Source organism: Marinobacter sp. F4218 (assembly GCF_019443085.1).
Lineage (GTDB): Bacteria > Pseudomonadota > Gammaproteobacteria > Pseudomonadales > Oleiphilaceae > Marinobacter > Marinobacter albus.
Genome location: NZ_JAHZIL010000003.1, coordinates 489425 through 513166, shown reverse-complemented (window position 1 = coordinate 513166; position 23742 = coordinate 489425). Strand labels below are relative to the sequence as shown.

At 58.1% G+C, this 23742-nt stretch carries 21 protein-coding genes; 9 read left to right on the top strand and 12 right to left on the bottom strand.

Annotated elements, in window-relative coordinates:
- Window positions 1–31: 31 nt before the first annotated feature.
- The 7 genes from bioB (at window position 32) to K0B93_RS06220 (ending at window position 8409) form a co-directional block, all read left to right on the top strand.
- Window positions 32–1108 carry a biotin synthase BioB gene (gene bioB, locus K0B93_RS06250; protein WP_219866388.1) on the top strand — a complete coding sequence of 359 codons (1077 nt, stop codon included), beginning with the start codon at window positions 32–34 and terminating at the stop codon, window positions 1106–1108.
- 20 nt (window positions 1109–1128) lie between these two features.
- Window positions 1129–2304: an 8-amino-7-oxononanoate synthase gene (bioF, locus tag K0B93_RS06245; protein ID WP_219866387.1), complete on the top strand. Its 1176-nt coding sequence runs from the start codon at window positions 1129–1131 to the stop codon at window positions 2302–2304.
- Window positions 2301–3149, top strand: a complete 849-nt coding sequence (gene bioC / locus K0B93_RS06240) for a malonyl-ACP O-methyltransferase BioC (protein ID WP_219866386.1) — start codon at window positions 2301–2303, stop codon at window positions 3147–3149. Before bioF ends, bioC begins: the two co-directional genes overlap by 4 nt.
- Window positions 3150–3186: 37 nt before the next feature.
- Complete coding sequence (gene bioD / locus K0B93_RS06235) at window positions 3187–3879, top strand: dethiobiotin synthase (RefSeq protein ID WP_219866385.1); 693 nt, start codon at window positions 3187–3189, stop codon at window positions 3877–3879.
- A gap of 51 nt (window positions 3880–3930) precedes the next feature.
- Window positions 3931–4176, top strand: coding sequence for a flagellar biosynthesis protein FlgE (locus K0B93_RS06230; protein WP_219866384.1), 246 nt, complete (start codon window positions 3931–3933; stop codon window positions 4174–4176).
- Window positions 4177–4601: 425 nt separating this feature from the next.
- Window positions 4602–6401, top strand: coding sequence for an acyl-CoA dehydrogenase C-terminal domain-containing protein (locus tag K0B93_RS06225; protein ID WP_219866383.1), 1800 nt, complete (start codon window positions 4602–4604; stop codon window positions 6399–6401).
- Between the two features lie 211 nt (window positions 6402–6612).
- Complete coding sequence (locus K0B93_RS06220; protein ID WP_219866382.1) at window positions 6613–8409, top strand: acyl-CoA dehydrogenase C-terminal domain-containing protein; 1797 nt, start codon at window positions 6613–6615, stop codon at window positions 8407–8409.
- A gap of 77 nt (window positions 8410–8486) precedes the next feature.
- On the opposite strand, the gene K0B93_RS06215 is transcribed toward K0B93_RS06220, so the two are convergent.
- The 5 genes from K0B93_RS06215 to leuS form a co-directional block, all read right to left on the bottom strand.
- The gene (locus K0B93_RS06215; protein ID WP_219866381.1) at window positions 8487–9122 is read right to left on the bottom strand and encodes an endonuclease; all 636 of its coding nucleotides are present in this window, start codon (window positions 9120–9122) and stop codon (window positions 8487–8489) included.
- Between the two features lie 192 nt (window positions 9123–9314).
- A complete protein-coding gene (locus K0B93_RS06210) occupies window positions 9315–9578 on the bottom strand; it encodes a hypothetical protein (RefSeq protein ID WP_219866380.1) in 264 nt (87 codons plus the stop codon).
- A gap of 110 nt (window positions 9579–9688) precedes the next feature.
- Window positions 9689–10696 carry a DNA polymerase III subunit delta gene (holA, locus tag K0B93_RS06205; RefSeq protein ID WP_219866379.1) on the bottom strand — a complete coding sequence of 336 codons (1008 nt, stop codon included), beginning with the start codon at window positions 10694–10696 and terminating at the stop codon, window positions 9689–9691.
- Window positions 10693–11280 carry an LPS assembly lipoprotein LptE gene (lptE, locus tag K0B93_RS06200; RefSeq protein ID WP_219866378.1) on the bottom strand — a complete coding sequence of 196 codons (588 nt, stop codon included), beginning with the start codon at window positions 11278–11280 and terminating at the stop codon, window positions 10693–10695. The genes holA and lptE overlap by 4 nt, the downstream gene beginning before the upstream one ends.
- A gap of 1 nt (window position 11281) precedes the next feature.
- Window positions 11282–13867, bottom strand: a complete 2586-nt coding sequence (gene leuS / locus K0B93_RS06195) for a leucine--tRNA ligase (protein ID WP_219866377.1) — start codon at window positions 13865–13867, stop codon at window positions 11282–11284.
- Between the two features lie 205 nt (window positions 13868–14072).
- Between leuS and K0B93_RS06190 the strand changes: the two genes are divergently transcribed.
- Window positions 14073–14621 carry a zinc ribbon-containing protein gene (locus K0B93_RS06190; protein ID WP_219866376.1) on the top strand — a complete coding sequence of 183 codons (549 nt, stop codon included), beginning with the start codon at window positions 14073–14075 and terminating at the stop codon, window positions 14619–14621.
- On the opposite strand, the gene lnt is transcribed toward K0B93_RS06190, so the two are convergent.
- The 5 genes from lnt to miaB all read right to left on the bottom strand — a co-directional run bounded on the left by lnt (window position 14590) and on the right by miaB (window position 19862).
- Window positions 14590–16152: an apolipoprotein N-acyltransferase gene (lnt, locus tag K0B93_RS06185; protein ID WP_219866375.1), complete on the bottom strand. Its 1563-nt coding sequence runs from the start codon at window positions 16150–16152 to the stop codon at window positions 14590–14592. The two genes, K0B93_RS06190 and lnt, sit on opposite strands and share 32 nt — an antisense overlap.
- On the bottom strand, window positions 16142–16987 hold the full coding sequence (locus tag K0B93_RS06180; RefSeq protein WP_219866374.1) for an HlyC/CorC family transporter: 846 nt from the start codon (window positions 16985–16987) through the stop codon (window positions 16142–16144). Before K0B93_RS06180 ends, lnt begins: the two co-directional genes overlap by 11 nt.
- Complete coding sequence (ybeY, locus tag K0B93_RS06175; protein WP_219866373.1) at window positions 16984–17457, bottom strand: rRNA maturation RNase YbeY; 474 nt, start codon at window positions 17455–17457, stop codon at window positions 16984–16986. The genes K0B93_RS06180 and ybeY overlap by 4 nt, the downstream gene beginning before the upstream one ends.
- Entirely contained in the window at window positions 17454–18437 is a 984-nt protein-coding gene (locus K0B93_RS06170; RefSeq protein ID WP_219866372.1) for a PhoH family protein, read from the bottom strand. The genes ybeY and K0B93_RS06170 overlap by 4 nt, the downstream gene beginning before the upstream one ends.
- Before the next feature lie 78 nt (window positions 18438–18515).
- The gene (gene miaB, locus K0B93_RS06165; protein WP_219868043.1) at window positions 18516–19862 is read right to left on the bottom strand and encodes a tRNA (N6-isopentenyl adenosine(37)-C2)-methylthiotransferase MiaB; all 1347 of its coding nucleotides are present in this window, start codon (window positions 19860–19862) and stop codon (window positions 18516–18518) included.
- A 181-nt stretch (window positions 19863–20043) separates the two neighbouring features.
- Here miaB and trmH point away from each other — a divergent pair, with 181 nt between their 5' ends.
- Window positions 20044–20754, top strand: coding sequence for a tRNA (guanosine(18)-2'-O)-methyltransferase TrmH (gene trmH, locus K0B93_RS06160; RefSeq protein WP_219866371.1), 711 nt, complete (start codon window positions 20044–20046; stop codon window positions 20752–20754).
- Window positions 20755–20986: 232 nt separating this feature from the next.
- Here trmH and K0B93_RS06155 read toward each other — a convergent pair whose 3' ends face one another.
- A complete protein-coding gene (locus tag K0B93_RS06155; RefSeq protein WP_219866370.1) occupies window positions 20987–22003 on the bottom strand; it encodes a nucleoid-associated protein in 1017 nt (338 codons plus the stop codon).
- A gap of 79 nt (window positions 22004–22082) precedes the next feature.
- Window positions 22083–23741, bottom strand: a complete 1659-nt coding sequence (gene cysN / locus K0B93_RS06150; RefSeq protein ID WP_219866369.1) for a sulfate adenylyltransferase subunit CysN — start codon at window positions 23739–23741, stop codon at window positions 22083–22085.
- Window position 23742: the final 1 nt, after the last annotated feature.

The following is a 23742-nucleotide window of genomic DNA, read 5'->3' as shown; positions in this document are numbered from 1 at the left end:
AGAGACCGGAAAAGGTTAACAGGACTCTCACATGACCGCTACAGCCACCTCCTCGGAAATTCGTCACGACTGGACGCTGCAGGAAGCACGCGATCTGTTCGCGCTGCCATTCAACGACCTCCTGTTTCGCGCCCAGAGTGTTCATCGTCAGCACTTTGATCCGAATGAAGTTCAGGTCAGTACCCTGCTCTCTATCAAAACTGGCGCCTGCCCGGAGGACTGCAAGTACTGCCCGCAGAGTGGCCACTACAACACCGGTCTCGAGAAGGAAAAGTTGCTGGAAATTGAGAAGGTGGTGGCTGAAGCCAAGGCCGCCAAGGGCAAGGGGGCTTCCCGCTTCTGCATGGGAGCTGCCTGGCGCAGCCCGTCCAAAAAGGATATGCCCTATGTCCTGGATATGGTGAAACAGGTGAAATCCCTGGGGCTGGAGACCTGCATGACCCTGGGCATGCTGGAGGAATACCAGGCGAAGGAACTGGCGGACGCCGGGCTGGATTATTACAACCACAACCTGGATACCTCTGAGAAATACTACAGCCACATCATCACCACCCGTACCTATCAGGACCGCCTGGATACCCTGGATAACGTACGCAAGGCGGGAATGAAGGTCTGCTGTGGCGGCATCATGGGTATGGGTGAGGACGATGACGACCGGGTCGGGTTGCTGATGCAGCTGGCAAACCTGCCACACCATCCGGAGAGTGTGCCTGTGAACATGCTGGTGAAGGTCAAGGGAACCCCCATGGAGGACGTGGAGGATCTTGATCCTTTTGATTTCGTTCGTATTATTGCGGTGGCTCGGATCATGATGCCGGCCTCCCACGTCCGGCTCTCTGCAGGCCGGGAGAACATGAACGAACAGATGCAGGCGCTGTGCTTCATGGCCGGTGCGAACTCCATTTTCTATGGCGAGAAGCTGCTGACCACTGCCAACCCAGAGGCTGACGCCGATATGGAGCTCTTCCGCCGTCTGGGGATCCGTCCGGAACAGCGTGAACAGTGCGCCTCCGAGGAGCAGGAAGAAGAGGCAATTGCCGAAGCGGTGGAGTATGAGGCGACCCGCCACATGTTCTATGACGCGACACGGGAATCCGCGGCGTCCTGACCGAATTCCGGGGTGATATTGTGCGTGACTTTGAAGGCGAGCTTGCTCAGAGGAAAACGGCGGGTCTCTATCGGACCCGTCGGCAGATCTCTGGCCCACAGCGGCCGGCGTTAACGTCCGATGGCAGGTCCCTGCTGTCCTTCTGTAGCAACGATTATCTTGGATTGGCCAACAATCCTGCCAACATCGACGCCCTCCGGGATGCGCTGCCCGAGACCGGTCTCGGTGGCGCGGCCTCGCACCTGATCTGTGGCCATCACGATGCTCACCACGAGCTGGAACAACGTCTTGCCAGCTTTACCGGGCGCAGCTCCGCGCTGTTCTTCTCCACGGGTTACATGGCCAATATGGGCGTGATTTCGGCGTTGGCCGGACGCGGCGATACGATCTTCTCCGATCGCCTCAATCATGCCTCCATCATTGATGGCTGCATTCTCAGTCGGGCCCGGGTAAGGCGGTACCCCCACGGCGATGTCGGCGAGCTGGAGGCAATGCTGGCGCAGACATCCGGGCACAAGCTGGTGGTAACCGATGGCGTATTCAGCATGGATGGCGATGTCGCTCCGCTGAAGGAATTGGCGAGGGTGTGCCGGGAGCATGACGCCCTGCTGGTTGTTGACGACGCCCACGGCATTGGTGTGCTCGGCCCCGAGGGGCGCGGCAGCATTGCCGCTCAGGGACTGTCCGAAGCTGACGTGCCCGTGCTTATTGGGACGCTGGGCAAGGCTGTGGGTACCAGTGGCGCTTTCGTGGCCGGGTCCCCGGTGCTGATGGATTACCTGGTTCAGAAGGCACGGACCTACATCTACACCACGGCCATGCCGCCGGCGATTGCGGTCGCGACCAGGGCCAGTATTGACCTGATCGAGAAAGATGATGAGCGCCGACAGCACCTTCAGGCGCTGGTCGATCGGTTTCGCACAGAGGCATGCGCCCTCGGGTATCAGTTGATGCCGTCCCAGACCCCCATTCAGCCCATCATGGTGGGCGATAACTGGACCGCGCTCGAACTGAGTCACGCTCTGGAAGAGCGGGGGCTGCTGGTAACGGCGATCCGGCCGCCCACGGTGCCGGAGGGAGAGGCACGGTTGCGGGTTACTTTCAGTGCTGCTCACAGCCAGTCGGATCTGGATCGCCTGCTGCAGGCCCTGGCAGAATGCCGCCATCTGCTGGCAAAGCAGGATGTGGCGGTATGACTGCTGCGGCCTGCCTTCATGCCGAGGCAACAGAACCTTACGCGCCGCCAGAAAAAGAGATTGCAGAAAAGTCCCTGATTTCAAAGCAATTCGGAAATGCCTGCGCCACCTACGAGAATGCCTCCCGGCTGCAGCGCCGGATGGGTGAGGTTATGTGCCATAAGCTCGAATCCGGCGAGAATAGCCTCCGTCCGCTCCGCGTCCTGGACCTTGGCTGCGGGACAGGCTGGTTCGCCCGCAGGTTGTCTCAGATGTGGCCATCAGCACGGGTGACGGGCGTGGATCTCTCGCCGGCTATGATCCGGAGAGCCAGCGAACAGAGCGATGCAGATATTGACTGGCTCGTCGCCGATGCTGAGGCTTTACCGCTGCCGGACTGCAGTTTTGATGTTGTTTTCAGCAACCTGATGATTCAGTGGTGTGCCGATCCGGGACCGGTGTTTGCCCAGTGCCGACGCCTGCTAAGGCCTGGCGGCAGACTGATGGTCTCGACCCTACTGGACGGGACGCTGCGGGAATTGGTGGGTGCCTGGGCTTCCGCCGATCCGGGGCGCCCCCACGTGAACCGTTTTGAGACTGAATCCTTCCTGCAGGCGCGGGTAGCGGGTGAGTTGCCCGGTGCCTCCGTCGAAACCCGGACCCTGCAGTTGCCCTATGCCTCGCCCGTCGCGCTGGCCGCTGAGCTAAAGCAGCTGGGGGCCGGCTTCAAGAGTGAAGGTCGCAGAAAGACCCTGACTGCGCCTGGTCGCGTACGCGCAATGTGCAGACAGTATCCGAGAGAGGCAGACGGCACCGTGATCGCAAGTTATGAGGCGGCGTGGGTGGACTGGGGTTCGGCGGACTAGCTATCTCACCACAACCCATTCAGGAAACACGGAAGGCATGGCCAAGAAATCCTATTTTGTTACAGGCACCGATACCGGGGTGGGCAAGACCATGATCTCGGCGGCGATCCTTGAGTTGGCAAAGGCAGAGGGCAAGCGCACTCTGGCCATGAAGCCGATAGCTTCCGGCTGCGAATCGACAGCCGACGGACTGCGCAATGAGGACGCGTTGGCCCTGCAGAACGCGATCACGGAGCCTCTGACTTACGATCAGATCAACCCGATTGCGCTGGAACCTGCCATTGCGCCTCACGTTGCCGCTGCGCAAGCGGGCAAAAATGTCACGGCGCAGCGCCTGATCGGCTTCTGCCGCGGGCTTCAGATTCGGCCGGCCGACCTGTTGCTGGTTGAGGGTGCTGGTGGCTGGCGGGTTCCCCTGAACGACCGCGAAACCTATTCGGCCATGCCCCGGGAACTGGGGATGCCAGTGATTCTGGTGGTCGCCCTGAAACTCGGATGTATCAATCATGCCTTGCTGACAGCGGAAGCCATCCGGGCTGACGGCCTGGAGGTCGCTGGTTGGGTCGCCAACCGTGTGGAACCGGAATCGATGGCCTCTGAGCAGGAGACGCTGAATTACCTTCTCACCCACATGAGGACGCCGTGCCTTGGTGTGTTGCCCTGGCAGGAAAGTGCCGACCCTGTTGCCCTGGCGAGTTATCTGAAAATCGACCAGTTGTTTGAAAATTGACCAAAAATGTGGCTTACTGGAGTCAATAATCGGTCATCGGAAGTATTGGTTATGTTGAACAACACGCTCGCCGTGGGCATTCAGGGTATTCAGGACGGCATGATGGGCATGGAGAGCGCCGCTCGCAAAATAGCGCGCGGTGGAGCTGATGGTCCCCAGGGGACCGCCCAGGGCGCCGGAAACCTGATTGAGCCGATCATTGACCTGAAGCTCTACGAGCGCAGTGTCGAAGCGTCTGCACAGGTTGTTAAAGCCGCAGACGAGACCCTGGGTACACTTCTGGATATCATGGCCTGAGTAGCGTTCGTGACTGCCATACCCCCCGAATATTCCCTCTTTTCCCGTGTCCGGTGTGGGCCCGATGCTGCCCAATAGGCGATAGGCCGGGAAGTTTTCATCGACGTGCCTCCGTTCAGGGGGATCCCCAAGCGAGCGTTGAGAAGATGTGGATTGTCAGAGCGTCCGCCTGAAATCCAGAACCCTTTCGTCCTGAAATTCCCCCGATTCGCAACTGCTTGTATTTGCTTGTTGGCGCCCCTGGGAGTCACACACGGCAACACAAATTTTTGTTCCGACTATTGACAATTCTGTGCCTGTAAACGTATGTTTCAAACAAGTGTTTAATTAAGGCCGCGGCGCAGCGCGCTGCGGTGTCTGAGCAAACCCAAGGCCAGAAGCTGTCAGACCAGATTCAGCTGAGACCGAAAACCGAGGTGGATTCCATGCCTGAATACAAAGCGCCCCTGCGTGACATCAAATTTGTAATGAACGAGCTGCTGGACAGTGAGCAGCACTACGCAAACCTTGAAGGTGCCGAAGACGCGACTCCGGACATGGTGGATGCCATTATCGGGGAAGGTGCCAAGTTCTGTGAGCAGGTTCTGTCTCCGCTGAACCAGGTGGGTGATAAAGAGGGTTGTACCTGGAGCGAGGACGGTGTGAAAACACCGACAGGCTTCAAGGAAGCCTATCAGCAGTATGTCGAGGGCGGCTGGCCGTCCATGACCGCAGACCCCAACTACGGCGGCCAGGGCCTGCCGCATTCGCTGGGCCTGGTCATGAGCGAAATGGTTGGTACTGCCAACTGGTCCTGGGGCATGTATCCTGGTCTGAGCCACGGTGCAACCAACACCATCGAGGCTCATGGAACCGAAGAACAGAAGCAGACCTACCTGACCAAGCTGATCAGTGGCGAGTGGACCGGCACCATGTGCCTGACCGAGCCGCACTGTGGTTCTGATCTGGGCACCCTCCGTTCCAAGGCCGAGCCGAATGCCGACGGCACCTACTCCATCACCGGCACCAAGATCTTCATCTCCGCCGGTGAGCACGACATGGCCGACAACATCGTCCACATCGTTCTGGCCCGCCTGCCGGGAGCTCCGGAAGGCACCAAGGGTATTTCCCTGTTTATCGTTCCCAAGAACCTCCCGAACGAGGACGGCTCCTCAGGCGAGCGCAACGCCGTTTCCTGTGGCTCCATTGAGCACAAGATGGGTATCCACGGCAATGCCACCTGCGTGATGAACTTTGACGGCGCCAAGGGCTGGTTGATCGGTCCGGAAAACAAGGGCCTGAACTGCATGTTCACGTTCATGAACACCGCCCGTATCGGTACCGCTATCCAGGGTCTGGGTGCCGCCGAACTCGGCTTCCAGGGTTCGCTGGCATACGCCAAGGAGCGTCTGGCCATGCGATCCCTGAGCGGCCCGAAGAATCCGGAGGGCATTGCCGATCCGATCATCGTGCACCCGGACGTTCGTCGTATGCTGCTGACCCAGAAAGCGGTTGCTGAAGGCGCCCGTGCGCTAATCTATCTGACAGCCCAGCAGGCTGACATTGTTCACAGCGGCAAGACCGAAGAAGATCGCAAAGCAGCCGATGAAGCATTGGGCTTCCTGACGCCGATCGCCAAGGCGTTCCTGACCGAGATCGGTTACGAAGCGGCCAACCTCGGCATGCAGGTGTTCGGTGGCCACGGCTTCATTTCCGAGTGGGGTATGGAGCAGAACGTACGCGATGCCCGAATCGGCATGATTTACGAAGGTACTACCGGTATCCAGGCACTGGATCTGCTGGGCCGTAAGGTTCTGATGACCCAGGGCGAGTCCCTCAAGGGCTTCACCAAGCAGGTACACGTGTTCTGCAAGGAAAACGCCGACAATGAGCAACTGAATGAATTCCTTGAGCCGCTGGCTGCAATGAACAAGGAGTGGGGCGACCTGACCATGAAGGTTGGTATGACCGCCATGAAGAACCGTGAAGAAGTGGGTGCTGCATCGGTAGACTACCTGATGTACTCCGGTTACGCCGTGTTTGCCTACCTGTGGGCCCGGATGGCCAAGGTTGCACTGGACAAGATGGCGGACGGAACATCTGAAGAGATGTTCTACAATGCGAAGGTGCAGACTGCTCGCTTCTACTTCAAGCGCATGCTGCCTCGCGCCAAGGCACATGCTGAAAGCATGCTGGCAGGCGCAGACAGCCTGATGGACATGCCGGAGGAAGCCTTCGCCATCTGAGGCGCGGGCTCCTGAGGAAGTTCAGAAGCATACAGAAAGCCCGCACTCCCCGGAGGCGGGCTTTTTTCATGAGTTGAGTTCCGCTTTTGAGGTAGAATAGCGGCCCATAAAAATAATCTAGAGCGGACACATAGCCCGAACAGGCGAGTCTGGCCCCATCACGGCCGTTTTGCCGCCTGAACAGACTGACTGGAATTTTGGAGAGTTATAGATGGCCGATTATCAGGCACCGTTACGTGACATGCGTTTCGTGTTAAACGAAGTTTTTGATGCTCCCGCCCTTTGGGCTTCGCTGCCCAAGGTGGCCGAGAATGTGGATCCGGAAACAGCCGATGCCATTCTGGAAGAAGCCGGAAAAATCACCAGTGGTGTACTGGCACCGCTGAACCGCGAGGGTGATGAGCAGGGAAGCAAGTGGAACGAGGGTGAAGTCACCGCACCGGAGGGCTTCAAGGAGGCTTACCAGACCATCGTGGAAGGTGGCTGGAATGGCCTCGGTGGCAACCCCGAATTTGGCGGCATGGGTATGCCCAAGACCCTGGTCGCCCAGTTTGAGGAAATGATGCAGGGCGCCAACATGGCGTTTGGCCTGGCGCCAATGTTGACTGCTGGTGCCTGTCTGGCGCTGGACGCCCACGGCAGCCAGGAGCTCAAGGAAAAGTACCTGCCAAACATGTATTCCGGGGTATGGTCCGGTGCCATGGACCTGACCGAGCCTCACGCCGGTACCGACCTGGGTATCATTCGCACCAAGGCTGAACCGAACGACGATGGCTCTTTCGACGTGACGGGCACCAAGATCTTTATCACTTGGGGCGAACACGACATGGCCGAGAACATTATCCACCTGGTTCTCGCCAAGCTCCCGGATGCTCCCAAGGGACCGAAGGGCATTTCCCTGTTCCTGGTTCCCAAGTTCATGGTCAATGATGACGGCTCGCTGGGTGAGCGCAACAGCTTCAGCTGTGGCTCCATCGAGAAGAAGATGGGCATCAAGGGTTCGGCTACCTGCGTGATGAATTTCGACGGCGCCAAGGGCTGGCTGGTTGGCGAGGAGAACAAAGGCCTCGCGGCAATGTTCACTATGATGAATTATGAGCGCCTGGGCGTTGGTATCCAGGGCATTGGTGCGGCAGAGGCTTCATTGCAGAGTGCCCGTGAGTACGCGCTGGATCGTATCCAGAGCCGTGCGCCAACTGGCGCCCAGCAGCCGGAAAAGGCCGCTGATCCGATTCTCGTACATCCAGATGTGCGCCGCATGCTGCTCACCATGAAAGGGTATGTCGAGGGTGGTCGCGCTTTTTCCACTTACGTTGCCCAATGGCTGGATATTTCCAAGTATGCGGATCCCAGTGAGGAAGAGCGCCGCAAGCACGCCGAAGGCATGGTTGCCTTGCTGACACCGGTTGCCAAGGCGTTCCTGACCGACCGTGGTCTGGATGCATGTATCATGGGCCAGCAAGTCTTCGGCGGCCATGGTTTCATCCGGGAGTGGGGGCAGGAGCAACTGGTTCGCGACTGCCGCATTACCCAGATCTACGAGGGAACCAACGGTATCCAGGCGCTGGATCTGATGGGGCGTAAAGTTGTCGGCAGCCAAGGCAAGTTGTACGAGTTGTTTGCCCAGGACGTTGCGGCGTTCATTGAGGAAAACAGCGCTGACGAGCATCTGCGTCCGTTCCTGGAACCCCTCGCTGCTGCGTTCGAGCGTCTTTCCGACGTTACCGAGCATGTCATCAAGCAGGCGGGGAATAACCCGGATGCTATCGGGGCCGCATCGGTGGATTATCTTGACCTGTTTGGGCTGACCGCGCTTGGCTACATGTGGGCCAAGATCGTGAAGGCGGCGGCACCTAAAGCAGAAGGTGACAGCTCTGGGTTCTACACGGGCAAGCTGAAAACCGCACGCTTTTATTATGACCGTTTGTTGCCCAAGACCGTTTCCCTCGCGGAGGGGATTCGCAGTGGCAGCGAATCCATGATGGCGTTGACAGCGGAAGAGTTCTGATTGCCGTGTAACGATTGCAGGACAAAAAAAAGCAGGCCCTCGGGCCTGCTTTTTTTATTCCGTAAACGGTGACGTGGTCAGAGCTGTTCCATTCTTTCCGGATGGGTAACAAACGGATTCTCGTTACCCTGTATTTCCGCAATGCGGCGATGCCGGGTCAGCTCGGTATCGTCCGGAGGGTCCATGCGATTCCAGCCCTGAAATACCGGTGTTGCACCAAGCCAGGGTAATCCGTAGGTATCCACCATGTAAGCAACGGAGCGTGCAATATCGCCTTTGACCCGTTCGGGTGGCTCAAAGAATCCGGCGCTTTCCCGGATGCCACACTCGTCCGCCTTCATCGTCTCCCCGAGGTTCTCATAGCGAACGTTACGGCGTTTCATCTCGGTTCGGTTTCGCACGGGAACCATGTTGTGAAGATCCGAGGCAATTTGCCGATAACGGTTGTCCTGCTCGCATTGCCGGGAGGTTCCACAGTCAAGGGCGCTACGGATGTCTGCCAGGGGATAGACATAACCGTCGGTCATGAGAAAGCCCTTGGTGGTAAACGCCTTGTCACAGAAAAAGGAGTTGCCACCGTTGGCATACAGGTTGCCCCAGAATTCGTTCTTGATCACGGTATCCGGGTCGCTGAAGCGGGTATTTTGTCCAATGACAATGCTGGCGGTAAACAGGATTGAGAGAGTTGTTATTGTAAGCAAAAAGTTTTTCATACGCCTTTTATACCTCGCAGTGTCTGTAAGCGCCCATGCAAAGCAGGCCGTGTTGTTACGTTGGCCTGCAATGACCAACTGGTCAAAAACATGACGCTCCGTTCACTAATACTGAGAAGTATGGCACAGAGGCTCTCTCCAAAAGAGCCTCTTTGGTTGAGATTTGTGGCGTTGTGTTAACGGGTTAACAGTTTATTTCAGTTTATTCCGAATGTTCTGATACCCGCTCTTCAGGTCTTCGCCGAGCTTATGGGCGGTCTGGCGTGCTTCCTGCGAGGCACTGTCTGCGTCGTGCAATACCTCGTCGACCTTGGTGCGGAATCGATCCCAGTCTTCCTCCAGGTCGTCCCACTCGTCTTTAACGTCTTCTTTGGCAAGATGCATTTGCACGCGGGCTTCGTCGCGATACTGTTTGATTTTCTCTGACAGCTTCTTGAATTCCTCTTGAAGATTCATATCAAGCACCTCCTTTGATTGACGGTCTGTCTAACATGCGCCGTGAGGTGAAAAACTGTCAAGTGGGTCGTACGCGCGCCTTGAACAACCTGCGGCGAGGTTGATCCAGGTCAGGTACGGCCAGCGAGGTGAACGGACAGGTTTCGCAAGTGGTGCCAGGGGGACAGGTCATCGAAGCCCTTGGCAGCGCGGTCGATCTGGCTGCACAGTTCAATGGCCTCGTGAAGCTGTTTGCGGTCCAGGCGCCGTGCCGCCTGTTCAATAACGCGGGCCCGCTGGGGCTGGAAGACGCCGCGTTTCTTCAGGAACGCCGAGGGGTTTTCGCCCTGAGCCGATGTTCCCTTGAGTTCGAGAATCAGGTTCAGGTCACGGGTGAGTACCGCAAGCAGGCCGAGAGGGTTCTCACCTTCCTGTTGCAGGATACCGATCATCTTGCCGGCATGGGGAGCCCGGCCGGCCAGTAACTCGGTTACCAGTTCGAAGCCGTTAAAGCGGGAGCTGTCTTGAACCGCCTGTTCCACCGTTTCTTCGTCGATGGTCGATCCGTTTCCCAGTAAAGACAGTCGATCAAGTTCCTGACTGGCGGCCAGCAAATTGCCCTCGAGGCGTTCTGCAAGAATGGCCAGGGCACCCCGTGTGAGACTGAGGCCCCGACTTGAAGCCCGTTGTTGTAGCCAGCCCTGGAATTTGTCGGCATCCACCGGCCAGACGGGAACATGCACACCTTTATTCTGGAGTTCCTTGTACCATTTACGTCGCGTTTCCGCCGCGTCCAGCCGTGCACTGATCAGCAGCAGGACAATGTCTTCCGGTGGCTCCTTAAGCACCTGCTCAAGCACCGCCCTCCCGTCGCCCAGTTTTCCGGTCGGGAGGTGGATTTCGATGCGCCGCCTTTCCGCAAACAGGGACATGGCACTGAATTCGTCGGCCACGGAATTCCAGTCCAGCTGGTGGTCGGCATGGAACGTCAACCGGTCCTGAAAGCCGGCATCCCGCGCGGCTTTGCGTACCAGGTCGCAGCATTCCTGAACCAGCAGTGGTTCGTCTCCAGAGATCAGATAGACCGGCGACAGGCCTTTCTTCAGGAGTTGGGGGAGCTGGGCCGGTTGCGTCTTCATGGTGTCGAGGTGTCGCCGTCAGACTCGCTGGCCGTGGCCTGGTGCTGTTCACGAATGGTTTGGATGCGCGCTTCAGTCAGCGGAGCGAGGCGGAAAATCACTTGCTGAGCCAGACGATCACTGAGCTGCATCCGAAGCTCTTCTTCTTCACGCTGTTTGGCCAGGACATTGGTCTCGTCATACCGGTAGCTTTCGCTGGCGGTGAGGCGGGTGTCGCCGATCATGGGCACGCGGTCGGCACTGATCAGTTCGATGTTGACGGAATGGCGAAGCGTGTACTCTGCGGCCGCAGCCTGTACCGTGATGGCAGAAGCGCGTCGGTTTTCCTGGAAGCCACTGAGTTGCATGACATAGGCGGCGTCGGCGGCAGGGCTGAGCTCTACCTCACCCAGCTCCAGCTGATTGAGCACAGACTGACAGAGGGTGTCCGGTACATCGGTTGTGCACTCAACGGCCAGCGGCTGCAGGGCCGACGAGACCGGAGGTGCGCCGCGCAACTGAAATCCACAGCCGGTCAGCAAGGCCGCGAGCGCTGCGGCCATGATCGTAAGCGCTGTGGACTTCATTGCGGGGCAATGGGGCATATCAGTTGGCCACCACGTTAACGAGTTTGCCGGGCACAACGATAACCTTGCGCACAGTCGTGCCTTCGGTAAACCGCATGACGTTCTCGTTTTCCAGTGCCAGCTTCTCCAGATCGGCCTTGCTGATATCAGCCGGTACATCCTGTTTTGCCCGCACCTTGCCGTTGACCTGAAGAACAACCTGAATCTGGCTGCGAACCATCGCGTTTGGATCGGCCTCGGGCCACCGGGCATCCACCACCGGCTCCTCGTGACCCAGTGCCTGCCAGAGAGCGTGGCAAACGTGGGGAACGATGGGGGAGAGCACCAGAACTGCCGTATTCAGGGCTTCCTGTCGCACGGCCCGGCTCTGGTCCTGATCGTCGCTCAATCTGGCGACGTCATTCAGCAGTTCCATCACTGCCGCTATTGCGGTGTTGAAGGTGAGGCGACGGCTGACATCGTCACTCACCTTGGCAATGGTCTCGTGGGTTTTGCGGCGCAGATCTTTCTGGGCATCGTTCAACTCGGCCGCATTGAGAGTCGGGGCCGGGCCACCGGACGTATGTTCGCTCACCAGTCGCCACAAACGCTTGAGGAACCGGTGAGCGCCTTCAACGCCGCTGTCTGACCACTCCAGGGACTGCTCGGGAGGTGCCGCAAACATCATGAACAGGCGAACCGTATCGGCTCCGTGCTCATCAATGATGGCCTGAGGATCAATACCGTTATTCTTTGATTTCGACATCTTGGTGACGCCGCCAATTTCCACCGGTTGGCCATCTTCCTTGTGGAGCGCCCGAATCACCTGACCCTTGCCATCGCGCTCGACCGTCACGTCCGCCGGAGCAATCCAGGTCGTTTTGCCCGAATCATCAGTCCGGTAGTAAGTCTCGGCCAGGACCATGCCTTGGCACAGCAAGCGGTTGAACGGCTCCGAGCTGGTCACCAGGCCTACGTCCCGCAGCAGTTTGTGGAAGAAGCGGGCGTACAGCAGGTGCAGGATGGCGTGTTCGATGCCACCGATGTACTGGTCAACCGGCAACCAGTAATTGGCCGCAGCGGGATCCAGCATGCCCTTGTCGTAGTTGGGGCTGCAGAACCGGGCGTAGTACCACGATGACTCCATGAAGGTGTCAAAGGTGTCGGTTTCCAGTGTCGCCGGCTGGCCTTCAAAGGTGGTTTTGGCCCAGTTCGGGTCCGCCTTGATCGGCGACTGCACACCGTCCATTTCGACGTCTTCGGGCAGGGTGACCGGCAGCTGGTCGTCCGGTACCGGACGTTCGGTGCCGTCTTCCAGCGTCATCATCGGAATCGGCGCGCCCCAGTAGCGCTGACGGGAAACACCCCAATCCCGCAGGCGATAGTTCACCGTGCGCTTGCCAATGCCGTGTTCTTCGAGGTAATTGGCGATCTCGTGGAAGGCTTCCTCGCTGGTCAGGCCACTGTACTTGCCGGAGGAGACCAGGGTGCCTTTCTCGGTAAACGCCGCTTCCTGAACGTCAATCTCACGTCCATCCCGGGCCGCGATTACCTGCTTGATCGGCAGACGGTATTTCAGGGCAAACTCGTGGTCCCGCTCGTCGTGGCCCGGTACCGCCATCAGGGCGCCGGTGCCGTAATCAGTCAGCACAAAGTTGGCGATCCAGATCGGAATTTCTTCCTGGGTCAGCGGGTGAATGGCTTTGAACCCGGTGTCGATGCCTTTCTTTTCCATGGTCGCCAGTTCGGCTTCAGCAACCTTGCTTGTGCGGCACTCGTCGACAAACTCCGCGACATCCCGGTGGCGTTCCGCCGCAGCCTTGGCCAGCGGGTGTTCGGCAGCCACGGCCATGTAGCTGACGCCCATCAGGGTGTCCGGGCGAGTGGTGTATACCGTCATTCCCTCGTCACTGTCTTTCAGCGGGAACGTCAGTTCGGTGCCCACCGATTTGCCGATCCAGTTGCGTTGCATGGTTTTGACCTGTTCCGGCCAGTCTTCAAGCTGATCCAGGTCATTCAGAAGTTCTTCGGCGTAGTCGGTAATGCGGATGAACCACTGGGGAATTTTCTTCTGCTCGACCAGCGCACCGGAGCGCCAGCCACGGCCGTCCACGACCTGTTCATTGGCCAGTACCGTCTGGTCGACCGGGTCCCAGTTGACCGTGGACATTTTCTTGTAGACCAGTCCCTTCTCATACAGGCGTGCGAAGAACCACTGTTCCCAGCGGTAGTAATTCGGCTTGCAGGTGGCCAGTTCACGGTTCCAGTCGTAGCCAAAGCCCAGCTGTTTGAGCTGGTTTTTCATGTACTCGATATTGGCGTGGGTCCATTTCGCCGGGGCTGTCTTGTTGGCTATGGCGGCATTCTCGGCGGGCAGGCCGAAGGCGTCCCAGCCCATGGGCTGCATGACGTTCTTGCCCTGCATGCGCTGGTAGCGGGAGATCACGTCGCCGATGGTGTAGTTGCGAACGTGCCCCATATGCAGCTTGCCGCTGGGGTAGGGGAACATGGAAAGGCAGTAGTACTTGGGTTTGCCCGGTTCTTCCTTCACTTCGAAGGTCTTGTTCTCCTCCCAGAAGTTGCGGGCATTCTCTTCTACGTTGCGTGGATTGTATTGCTCGTCCATTCCTGCCATTACCAAAGTTACCCTGTATCAAAATGATGTTCGGAGCGGCCGGACATTCTAACGCACAGAAGGCCTGACAGGTAGTCTGCCAAAATCCCGATCCTGTGCCAGACTGAACAATATCGGAGCATTGCCGAAAGGTCCTGGGCCGGGGTGGCAGGCAGCCGCCCTTCTCTGTAGTTGGTGTGCGTGTTGGAGAGCCGTTATGACTGAACCAGAACGAAACCATCTGTCCGGTAAAGCGCTTGAAGTCTACAACCGGATGCTGGAGCGGGTGCAAGCCGGGTTGAAACAGACCCAGGATGCCTCCCTCGAGACGCTGGAGGATGAGATTCGGAAAGCAATCGAGTTCGAGTACGAACTGGAAGAGATGACCCGGGAGGAAGCAGACCTTCTGGGCGCCTATCTGCAACGCGACCTGGAGCATTTGCTGCATTTCGTGGAGGAAACCGGGGAAGGCCTGACCGATTGGTTGCAGCTGGATATTTCACTGCTTGAGCACCAGCTCGCCGACCAGCTCCTGTCGGTGGCCGACAAGACCTTGGTGGATACCCTGGAGCTTCGGCAAAAACTGGAGAATGAGGATGCCGGCCATTACATCTCCGGCGAAGTGGCCACGGCAGGCATGTTTCGTTGCCTCAACTGCAGCCACATGCGCTGCCTGACGGCAACCAGTCACCTGGAACCCTGCGACGCCTGCGGTTCCCACTACTACGAGCGGGTTACGAGCCGGTGGCCGAGGAAGGAGGAATAACCCGTTCCCGAACGAACACCACCAGGATCAGCGCCAGGGTCAGAACCGGCCAGGATCCCGTTTGCATATAGGGAGTGCTGCCCTTGGCGGTGAATACCTCGCCGTTCAGGGTAGCGCGCTCAAATTGCGGGATGGTTTCGGTGATCCTGCCGCGGTTGTCGATAATGGCTGTCACCCCGTTGTTGGTGCCTCGGAGCATATACCGCCCGGTTTCCAGGGCCCGCATGCGGGCTAGCTGAAGGTGCTGTAGCGGACCGATGGAATTGCCGAACCAGCCGTCATTGCTGATGGTGAGCAGGAGGTCCGCGCCCCGGCTGTTGAAGGCCACAAAGTCGGGATAGGCCACCTCATAGCAGATAAACGGCATGATGCTCATGCCGTTGGCTTGGAGTGGGCCCTGGTATTCCGGGCCGCGGCTGAAACTGCTCATGGGCAGGTCGAAGAAACCAATCAGTCCGCGGAGCAAGCCTTGAAGCGGGACATACTCGCCGAATGGCACCAGCTTCTGCTTGTGATAGATGCCCTCGCCGTTGCCAATGGCCATGATGCTGTTATGGAAGGTGAAGTCCTCTATACGGTCACTGAATCCGTACCAGGGGATTCCGGTAATCAGGGTGCTCTTCCCGCCCAGCTTCTGATCGATGTGGTCGATAATTTTGCCCGCCTGGTCCTGGGGAATGGGGATGGCGGTCTCCGGCCAAAGGATCAGGTCGGCATTCCAGTGCTCTTCGGTCATGCCCAGATAGGTCACAATCTGGTCTTTCAGGAAGTCCGGATTCCATTTGATCTGTTGGGGAATGTTGCCTTGCATCGCGACAAAGCTGGTCGGCTCGGTGCTGACCTGGGTCCACTCAACACGGTTCAGGGACGGGCCAATCAGCCAGGGCGTCACGGCGACGACAAAGACGATCGCTGCTGCCATATGACGGAGGTGTTTGATCAGCCACCACGCAGCGTAGAGTGCAACGGATGTAACTGTAATCCAGAAAGTGACACCGTGGACGCCGGTCAGTGGGGCCAGCCCTGCGAGTGGGCCGTCTGTGTGCGCGGTACCGAGATACAGCCAGGGGAAACCGGTGAGAAGCCAGCCCCGGAGCCAGTCTCCGAGAATCCAGATGGCAGGAAACAGAATCAGCCGCCGGATGGGACTGTTCTTTGCGAGCTTGCCCCAGAACCAGAATGCGAGCGCGTGGAACAGCGCCAGCCCGGCAACGAAGATCACGGTGAGGAGCACAGAAACGGGGATGGAGGTGTTGCCGTACTGGCTGATGCTGATGTAGACCCAGCTGGCACCGCTTCCGAACAGCCCGAGGCCCGTGAACCAGCCGGCCGCGAACAGCCGGTCGGACCCGAGCGGCACAGTCACCAGCAGGATCAGAAGGATCGAGACTGGCCCGAGCCACCAGAGTTCAAAGGGTGAGAAAGTGAGTGTTTGCAGGGCACCGGCCGCCACCAGTGTGGCCGTGCCCAGCCAGCGACTGGCGGAGAGTGGGGAGCTCAGCCCCCTGATGTCTGTAGCTTCAATGCTCACTTCGGGTTACCTGCAACAAACGGATGACTCGGTTATCGGCGTTGGCAATAGTAAAGCGCAAGCCACCGAATTCAACCGTTTCACCGCGCCTGGGCAGGTGACCGAATTCCTTGAGTACAAGGCCGCCGATGGTATCGAACTCTTCCTCATCCAGCTCTGTTTCGAAGAACTCGTTGAAATCGTCGACCGGTGTTACGGCCTTCACCGCGAAGGTGCCGTCGCCGCGGGCCTTGATATGGGTTTCCTCGTCGAAATCGTGCTCGTCCTCGATTTCGCCGACGATCTGCTCCAGCACGTCCTCGATGGTGATCAATCCGGCCGTACCACCGTATTCATCGACCACAATGGCCATGTGGTTGCGGTTTTCCTTGAACTCCTTGAGAAGCTGATTCAATCGCTTGCTCTCAGGTACAAACGTGGGCGGTCGCAGGATTTCACGAATCTTGGACCAGTTGAGTTCATTGTTCAGGGCCAGTGGCAGAAGGTCCTTGGCCAGCAGAACTCCGATGACGTCATCCTGACTGTCACCGATGACCGGGAAGCGACTGTGGGCAGAGGAAATGATTTCGCCCAGAAACTCTTTGGGCTCTTGGGAAGCCTTGACGGTGACCATCTGCGACCGCGGGATCATTATTTCATCCACCCGCATATCGATCACCTGCATCGCACCTTCGATGATGCTCATGGCATCGGTATCGATGATGCTTTGGGACTCAGCGTCCCGGAGGATTTCCAGCACGTCCTCTACGGACTCAGGCCCGCTGGAAAAGGCCTGTGATATACGTTCCAGCCAGGACTTGTTGCCCTGACTGCGACTCGACTGATCGTCGCTCATGAGTCTTTTTCCGTTTCCTCTGCTTCGTAAGGGTTGCCGAATCCGAGTTGCGCCAGCAGCCGGATTTCAAGGGCTTCCATGACCTCGGCATCTTCGTCTTCTACGTGATCGTAGCCCTGAAGATGCAGCATACCGTGTACTACCATATGCGCCCAGTGGGCTGCAGCCGTTTTGTGTTGCTCAGTGGCTTCGTGCTCCACAACGGGCGCGCAAATAACGAGATCTCCCGCCAATGGAACCGTTATACCGGCTGGCGCTTCAAATGGGAAGGACAACACATTGGTCGGTTTGTCCTTACCCCGAAACTCATGATTCAGGGTCTGGCTTTCCAGCGCTCCGACAACGCGGATGGTTACCTCGGATGGGTGATCGCCCAGCCAGGCAGCCTGCGCCCAGGTCTGGAGCAGGGTTTCCTCGGGCACCCCCGAGCCTTCGAAGACGTTCTGGAAATCCACGGTCAGCGCGCTCATGAGCTGGATCCACTCCCGTCATCGAAGGCATCGTAGGCTTCAACGATACGCTGCACCAGCGGGTGACGGACAACATCCTTGGCTTCGAAGCGGGTAAAGCCGATGCCTGTGACCTTGCCCAACACGCCGGCGGCGTGAATAAGGCCGGAATTCTGGCCGCGAGGCAGGTCGACCTGCGTGGTATCCCCGGTGATCACGGCGGTCGAGCCGAAACCAATCCGGGTCAGGAACATCTTCATTTGCTCACGAGTGGTGTTCTGGCTCTCATCGAGAATGATGAAGGAATTGTTCAGGGTCCGGCCGCGCATGAAGGCCAGCGGTGCAATCTCGATCACGCTTTTCTCTATCAGTCGGGTGACCTGATCAAAGCCCAGCATTTCATATAGTGCGTCATACAGGGGGCGCAGGTACGGATCCACTTTCTGCGCCAGATCGCCTGGCAGAAATCCCAGTTTTTCACCGGCTTCCACCGCCGGTCGCACCAGCAGGATGCGCTTGACCTGTTCGTCTTTCAGGGCTTCTACAGCGCAGGCAACCGCCAGCCAGGTCTTGCCAGTGCCGGCTGGCCCGATGCCGAAGTTAATGTCATGGGTGCGAATGTTGTGAACGTATTTTTGCTGGTTTGCGCCCCGGGGCTTGGCCTGCAGCTTGGGTGTCTTGATAACCGTGACTGCGCCGTCAAAGGGCACATCTTCGGGCAGGCGTTCGTAGCCGGTTTCGCGGATGAACAGGTGCACCGTATCGGGCGGAATGTCATCGGCGGCTTCGGTCTCGCGGTACAGATGGCGAATGACCTCCACGGCGGCTGCAACATGCTCGGTTTCGCCCTCGACGCGAAAATGGTGGCCGCGCCGGCCGACTTTAACCTGCAGTCGGCGTTCGATGTGTTTCAGGTTTTCATCGAACTGACCACAGAGGGTTGCCAGGCGGCGCTGGTCCACGGGGTGCAGGTCAAATTGTCTGGAATCGCTGGTGTTCAAAAATGCTCCGTTTTCGTTGGCTCCCCTGGCATTACCAGAATGGGAGTTTGGGTGCCGGTATGGCTTTGGGCTGTGGCCTCAATAAAGCTCGGAGTTCACGGGCCTGCCACGAAGCGAGTTCGCGTAGGCTTCCACGATTTCAACGTCGATGAAGTGGCCCACTACGTCCGGGTTCTCGTGCCGGAAATTTACAATGCGATTGTTCTCGGTACGGCCGGCATATTCTCCGGGGTCTTTCTTGGAGAGCCCGGTTACCAGAATGCGCTGAGTGGAGCCAACCATCTTGCGGCTGATATCCATGACATTCTGGTTGAGCCGGTCCTGGAGAATCGCCAGCCGCTGCTTCTTGACCTCGATCGGGGTGTCGTCAGGAAGATCTGATGCCGGCGTACCCGGGCGGGCGCTGTAAACAAAGCTGAAGGACATGTCGAAACCGATGTCGTTGATCAGCTTCATGGTGTCTTCAAAGTCTTTCTCCGTCTCGCCGGGGAAGCCAATGATGAAGTCCGACGAAAAACTGATGTCCGGACGGATCTTCCGCAAGCGGCGCAGTTTCGATTTGTACTCCAGCGCGGTGTGGCCACGCTTCATTGCTGCCAGGACACGGTCTGAACCGCTTTGCACGGGCAGGTGCAGGTGACTGACGAGCTCCGGAACCTGCTCGTAAACATCGATCATCGCATCGGTAAATTCCACCGGATGAGAGGTGGTGTACCGGATTCGGTCGATCCCGTCGATGGTCGCAATCAGGGAGATCAGCTCCGCGAGGTCCATAATGTCGCCATCATGGGTCTCGCCCCGGTAGGCATTTACGTTCTGCCCCAGCAGATTCACTTCACGCACACCCTGGCTGGCCAGATGCGCCACTTCGGCAATGACGTCATCGGCAGGCCGGCTCACTTCCTCGCCACGGGTGTAGGGCACCACGCAGAAAGTGCAGTACTTGCTGCAGCCTTCCATGATGGAAACAAAGGCTGAGGGGCCATCGGCCCCGGGCTCGGGCAGGTTGTCGAACTTCTCGATCTCCGGGAAGCTGACGTCGACCACACCGACGCCGTTACCTTTGGCGCGAACCTCGGTAATCATGTCGGGCAGGCGGTGCAGGGTTTGCGGACCAAACACCATGTCTACGTAGGGCGCGCGGTCAATGATGGCCTGACCTTCCTGGCTGGCGACGCAGCCGCCCACGCCGATGATCAGATCGGGTTTGCTGTTCTTCAGGGATTTCCAGCGGCCAAGCTGATGAAATACCTTCTCCTGGGCTTTTTCCCGGATGGAGCAGGTATTCAGCAGCAGGATGTCTGCGTCCTCTGGCGTGTCCGTCATCTCAACGGTTTCGCCGGTACGCAGGAGGTCCGCCATTCGGGATGAATCGTACTCATTCATCTGGCAGCCGTGGGTTTTGATAAACAGCTTCTTGGCCATGGGTCTCAACGTATTCTGGTGGATGGTGCGCCGGGATTTGCGATTCTGGATTGCTGGCGCGATCAAAAAGGAACTGCGTATTATAACGGGGTGCTCATTCTTCAACCACCATTGTCTCGGCTTGTAGCTAGTTCAATGTGGTATTATTGGCCGCTTTCGTACTTGCAGACCCTGAATTCAAATGACTCCCGAACGTCTTGCCCGCATCAAACAAACATTGGACACCCGCCAGCCGGACCTTCGGGTGCTGACCGATCAGGTCCACAAGCCCCGAAATCTGTCCGCCATTATCCGCTCCTGCGATGCTTTCGGTCTGGCCAACATGCACGTGGTCTGGCCCAGGGAAGGTTTTCGGGCGTTCCGGAAGACGGCGGGCGGTAGCTACAATTGGGTCACTACGCTTACGCACCGGACCATGGATGCGGCAATCGGCGAGTTGAAGGGGCAGGGCCACAAACTATATGCAGCCCAGCTGTCCGATCGCGCAGTGGATTATCGCGAGGTGGACTTTACCGTGCCCTGTACCGTCATCCTTGGCAATGAGGTGGACGGCGTGAGCGCGGATGCGGCGGAGCAAGCGGATGAGCATATTGTGATTCCGATGATGGGCATGGTGGAATCCCTCAACGTGTCGGCCGCCTGCGCGATTATTCTGGCGGAGGCCCAGCGCCAGCGTAAGTCAGCAGGTCTCTACGACTACCGCAGGCTGCCCGATGACGAATACCAGCGACTGCTCTTTTGCTGGTGCCAGCCAACGGTCAAACGCTATTGCGATGACCGCAAGCTGCCGTATCCGCCGATTGATCCGGACACGGGAGAGCTGGTCGACGGTGTCGGCTGGATGAAGGAGATTCGCAAGCTTCGGCATCCGCACCTGGAGCACGCCGAATAAAACGAGACCCAGTCGTCTTGCCGGCTTTGGAAGCCGGGCCGTTGCTGCTGTTTCTGTATTTCACTCTTTTTGTTGATTTGCGGTTGTGCGGGTAACTCTGCAAGACGGAAATTGACTGGTATTTTCAAGTTTCAGCGTCCGAACATTATGCCCTCTATACGACCGCTGGATGGTGCCTGAAAACTCACGGCATTCCCCCAAAGCAGTGGGAGTCTGGATTCGACCTGCCTAATCACTCCTCCCGAGCTTCCAAATACCGCTGCAACTGCTCCCTGAGAGCTTTTGGCAGACGGGTAATGGTGAGTGCATCCTTGTCCCGGTCGTAGTAAATCGCCTGGTTGACCAGGTCCGAGGAGAAGGAAACGCTCATGCCACCACCAGATCCGGCGATGCGGACGAGCTTTTTGACCTTGCGGTGGTCCGGGTGAAGTACGCCGCTTTCCGGTAGTTCGGTGGTCTTTGATGCGAACTCCTTGAAGCGTTGGGGTTCGCTCTCATCCAGGTATCCGGAGAGCGCTTCGATCTCGACCGGCTCCCCGAGGGCATGCTGTTCCTTGCAGAACTCGTAGGCCCGGCTCCGTACTTCGCCGGCTTTCTCCGGTTCGGAAGATTTGGCAAAGGCTTCGACCGCATCAAGGAAGGTGACGGTTTCTTTTTCCACGTCTACCTGGTTGGTAAACCCTGCCAGGCGGATGAACATCTCACCGGGTTCACCAGTTCCTCGACCGTGGACAAGGGTCAGGTAATTCTCTGCACCATTCTCACTGCGCCAATCATCCAGCTCAATGCGCACGGCCAGGTTCAGACGGGAAAGACTGAGCACGTCAGTGGCGTCCAGTGCCTGGTTACCGTCGAAACGCAGGGCGCTGTCGCTCTCCAGAATCAGCAGGTATACCACTTCGGTGTCCGCCAGGGTCTCGTGGACAATCATCAGGTGGCCCTGAAACTCTTCCTGGCTTCCTGTGAGGAGCTCCTGCCACTGACCGAACAGGCGGTCGGTCATCGAGCTGAAACTCTGCCTGTCATCAAGGTAGTCTTTGAGCCAGCTACTGAACGGACATTCGCCAATGTCTTCCGAGAAGCGGCCGTATTTCTTGCCCGGTTTACTGTTGAACAGGCGCTTCATTTGCTTGTGCAGTGATTCGTAGTCGCCTCCGGGTTCAGAAAGGACTTCCCCGGACTGAAGGCGGGCGGGCTGACCTGGTTGATATTGGCTGGCAAAGGCGGTGCGTAGGTGTTTGATGGCCATGCTCGGATTCTCTTGCGACGTGCAATAAAAAAGCCCCGGAGGCACTTCTGGCCTGCGGGGCTTGTGTGCAACCCAGAGGTCAGATGCGCTTGCTCCGGACCAACTGTTGAACCAGCTGACTGACAGCGGCAGGAATCTCCTGATCGCTATCAGCGGAAACGGAGGCAGAGGCTACATCGGAACCGAGGTTGACCGCAACGGCGATCAGGCCATGTGAAGACAGCAGCTGAGCTGTCCGGCGGCGGTCGTCAGCGTCGCCGGCATTGTCTTCGGTGACCACGACTGCGGTCTTGCCCTGATCGAAGAGCGCACGCTCGACGGCGAGCGCCAGCGCTGGCGCGTGCTTGCCGTTGCATCCAATGATGGCGGGCCTCTGAGCCAGTCTACGCTCGCGTTCGTCCGGGCTGACAGGGTCGAGAGATTCCAGGCCGTCTGCCAGGCCAGCGATCATGCCGGCGCCAACGGTGACGTTGGAAAGCCGGTCGATCACGATGAAGCTGCCCGTGGCATGATTGCGCTGGTAGGCGTCAAAGGCGATGGGCTGGTTCAGGGTGAGTTCGCACAGGCCGATTTCGTTCAGTTGCAGCTTGCTCGGGTTGGCATTCTGCTCGAGTGTGTTTACGTCGGTCTGGTGATGGATCTTCTTGACCGTACCGGAGGTAAAGGTTGGCCCGAGTTTGATGTCATAGAGTCGACCGGTTTCCAGCGGTGCGTCTGTCATCCAGACGATGTTGGCATTGAAGCGGTTGTCGACTTCCGGCTCGTCCTCCACCTTGACCAGCATGTCACCGCGGCTGATATCGATCTCGTCAGTCAGAGTAAGTGTCACGGCCTGGTCGATGTAGGCTTCGTCCAGGTTCCCGTCGAAGGTGACAATGTCCTTCACCGTGCTGGTGCGACGGGAGGGCAGCACCATGACCTGGTCGCCCGGACGCACCACGCCGGAGGCGATAGTGCCGCAAAAGCCGCGAAAGTTCAGGTTGGGGCGATTCACATACTGTACCGGGAACCGGAAGTGCTCCAGATTCTTGTCTCGGGAAATCTCGACGGTTTCCAGGATGTCCATCAGCGGCTGACCGGTGAACCAGGGGGTGTTTTCGCTCTTGTTGACGACGTTATCGCCTTCAAGGGCGGAAATCGGCACGAACCGAATATCTTTCAGGCCGAGCTTGGTAGCAAAGGCCAGATATTCATCCTTGATTTCGTTGAAGCGTTCTTCGCTGAAATCCACCAGATCCATTTTGTTCACGGCCACGACAATGTGGCGAATGCCCTGAAGCGAGGCAATGAACGAATGGCGTCGTGTCTGGGTCAACACGCCGTGGCGGGCATCGATCATCAGGATTGCCAGTTGGGCTGTCGATGCGCCAGTCGCCATGTTTCGGGTGTACTGTTCGTGCCCCGGGGTATCCGCAATGATGAACTTGCGTTTGTCGGTCGAGAAGAAGCGATAGGCAACGTCGATCGTAATACCTTGCTCACGCTCGGCCTGGAGGCCATCGACCAGCAGCGCCAAATCAAGCTTTTCGCCGGTGGTACCCATCTTGGCGCTGTCTGTTTTCAGGCTCGCCATGTGATCTTCGTAGATCATTTTGGTGTCGTGCAGCAGGCGGCCGATCAGGGTGCTTTTGCCGTCATCGACGCTGCCGCACGTCAGCAGGCGCAGCAGCTCTTTGTTCTCGTGTTGCTTCAGGTAGGCCTGAATATCTTCAGCAATCAGATCAGACTGGTGTGACATC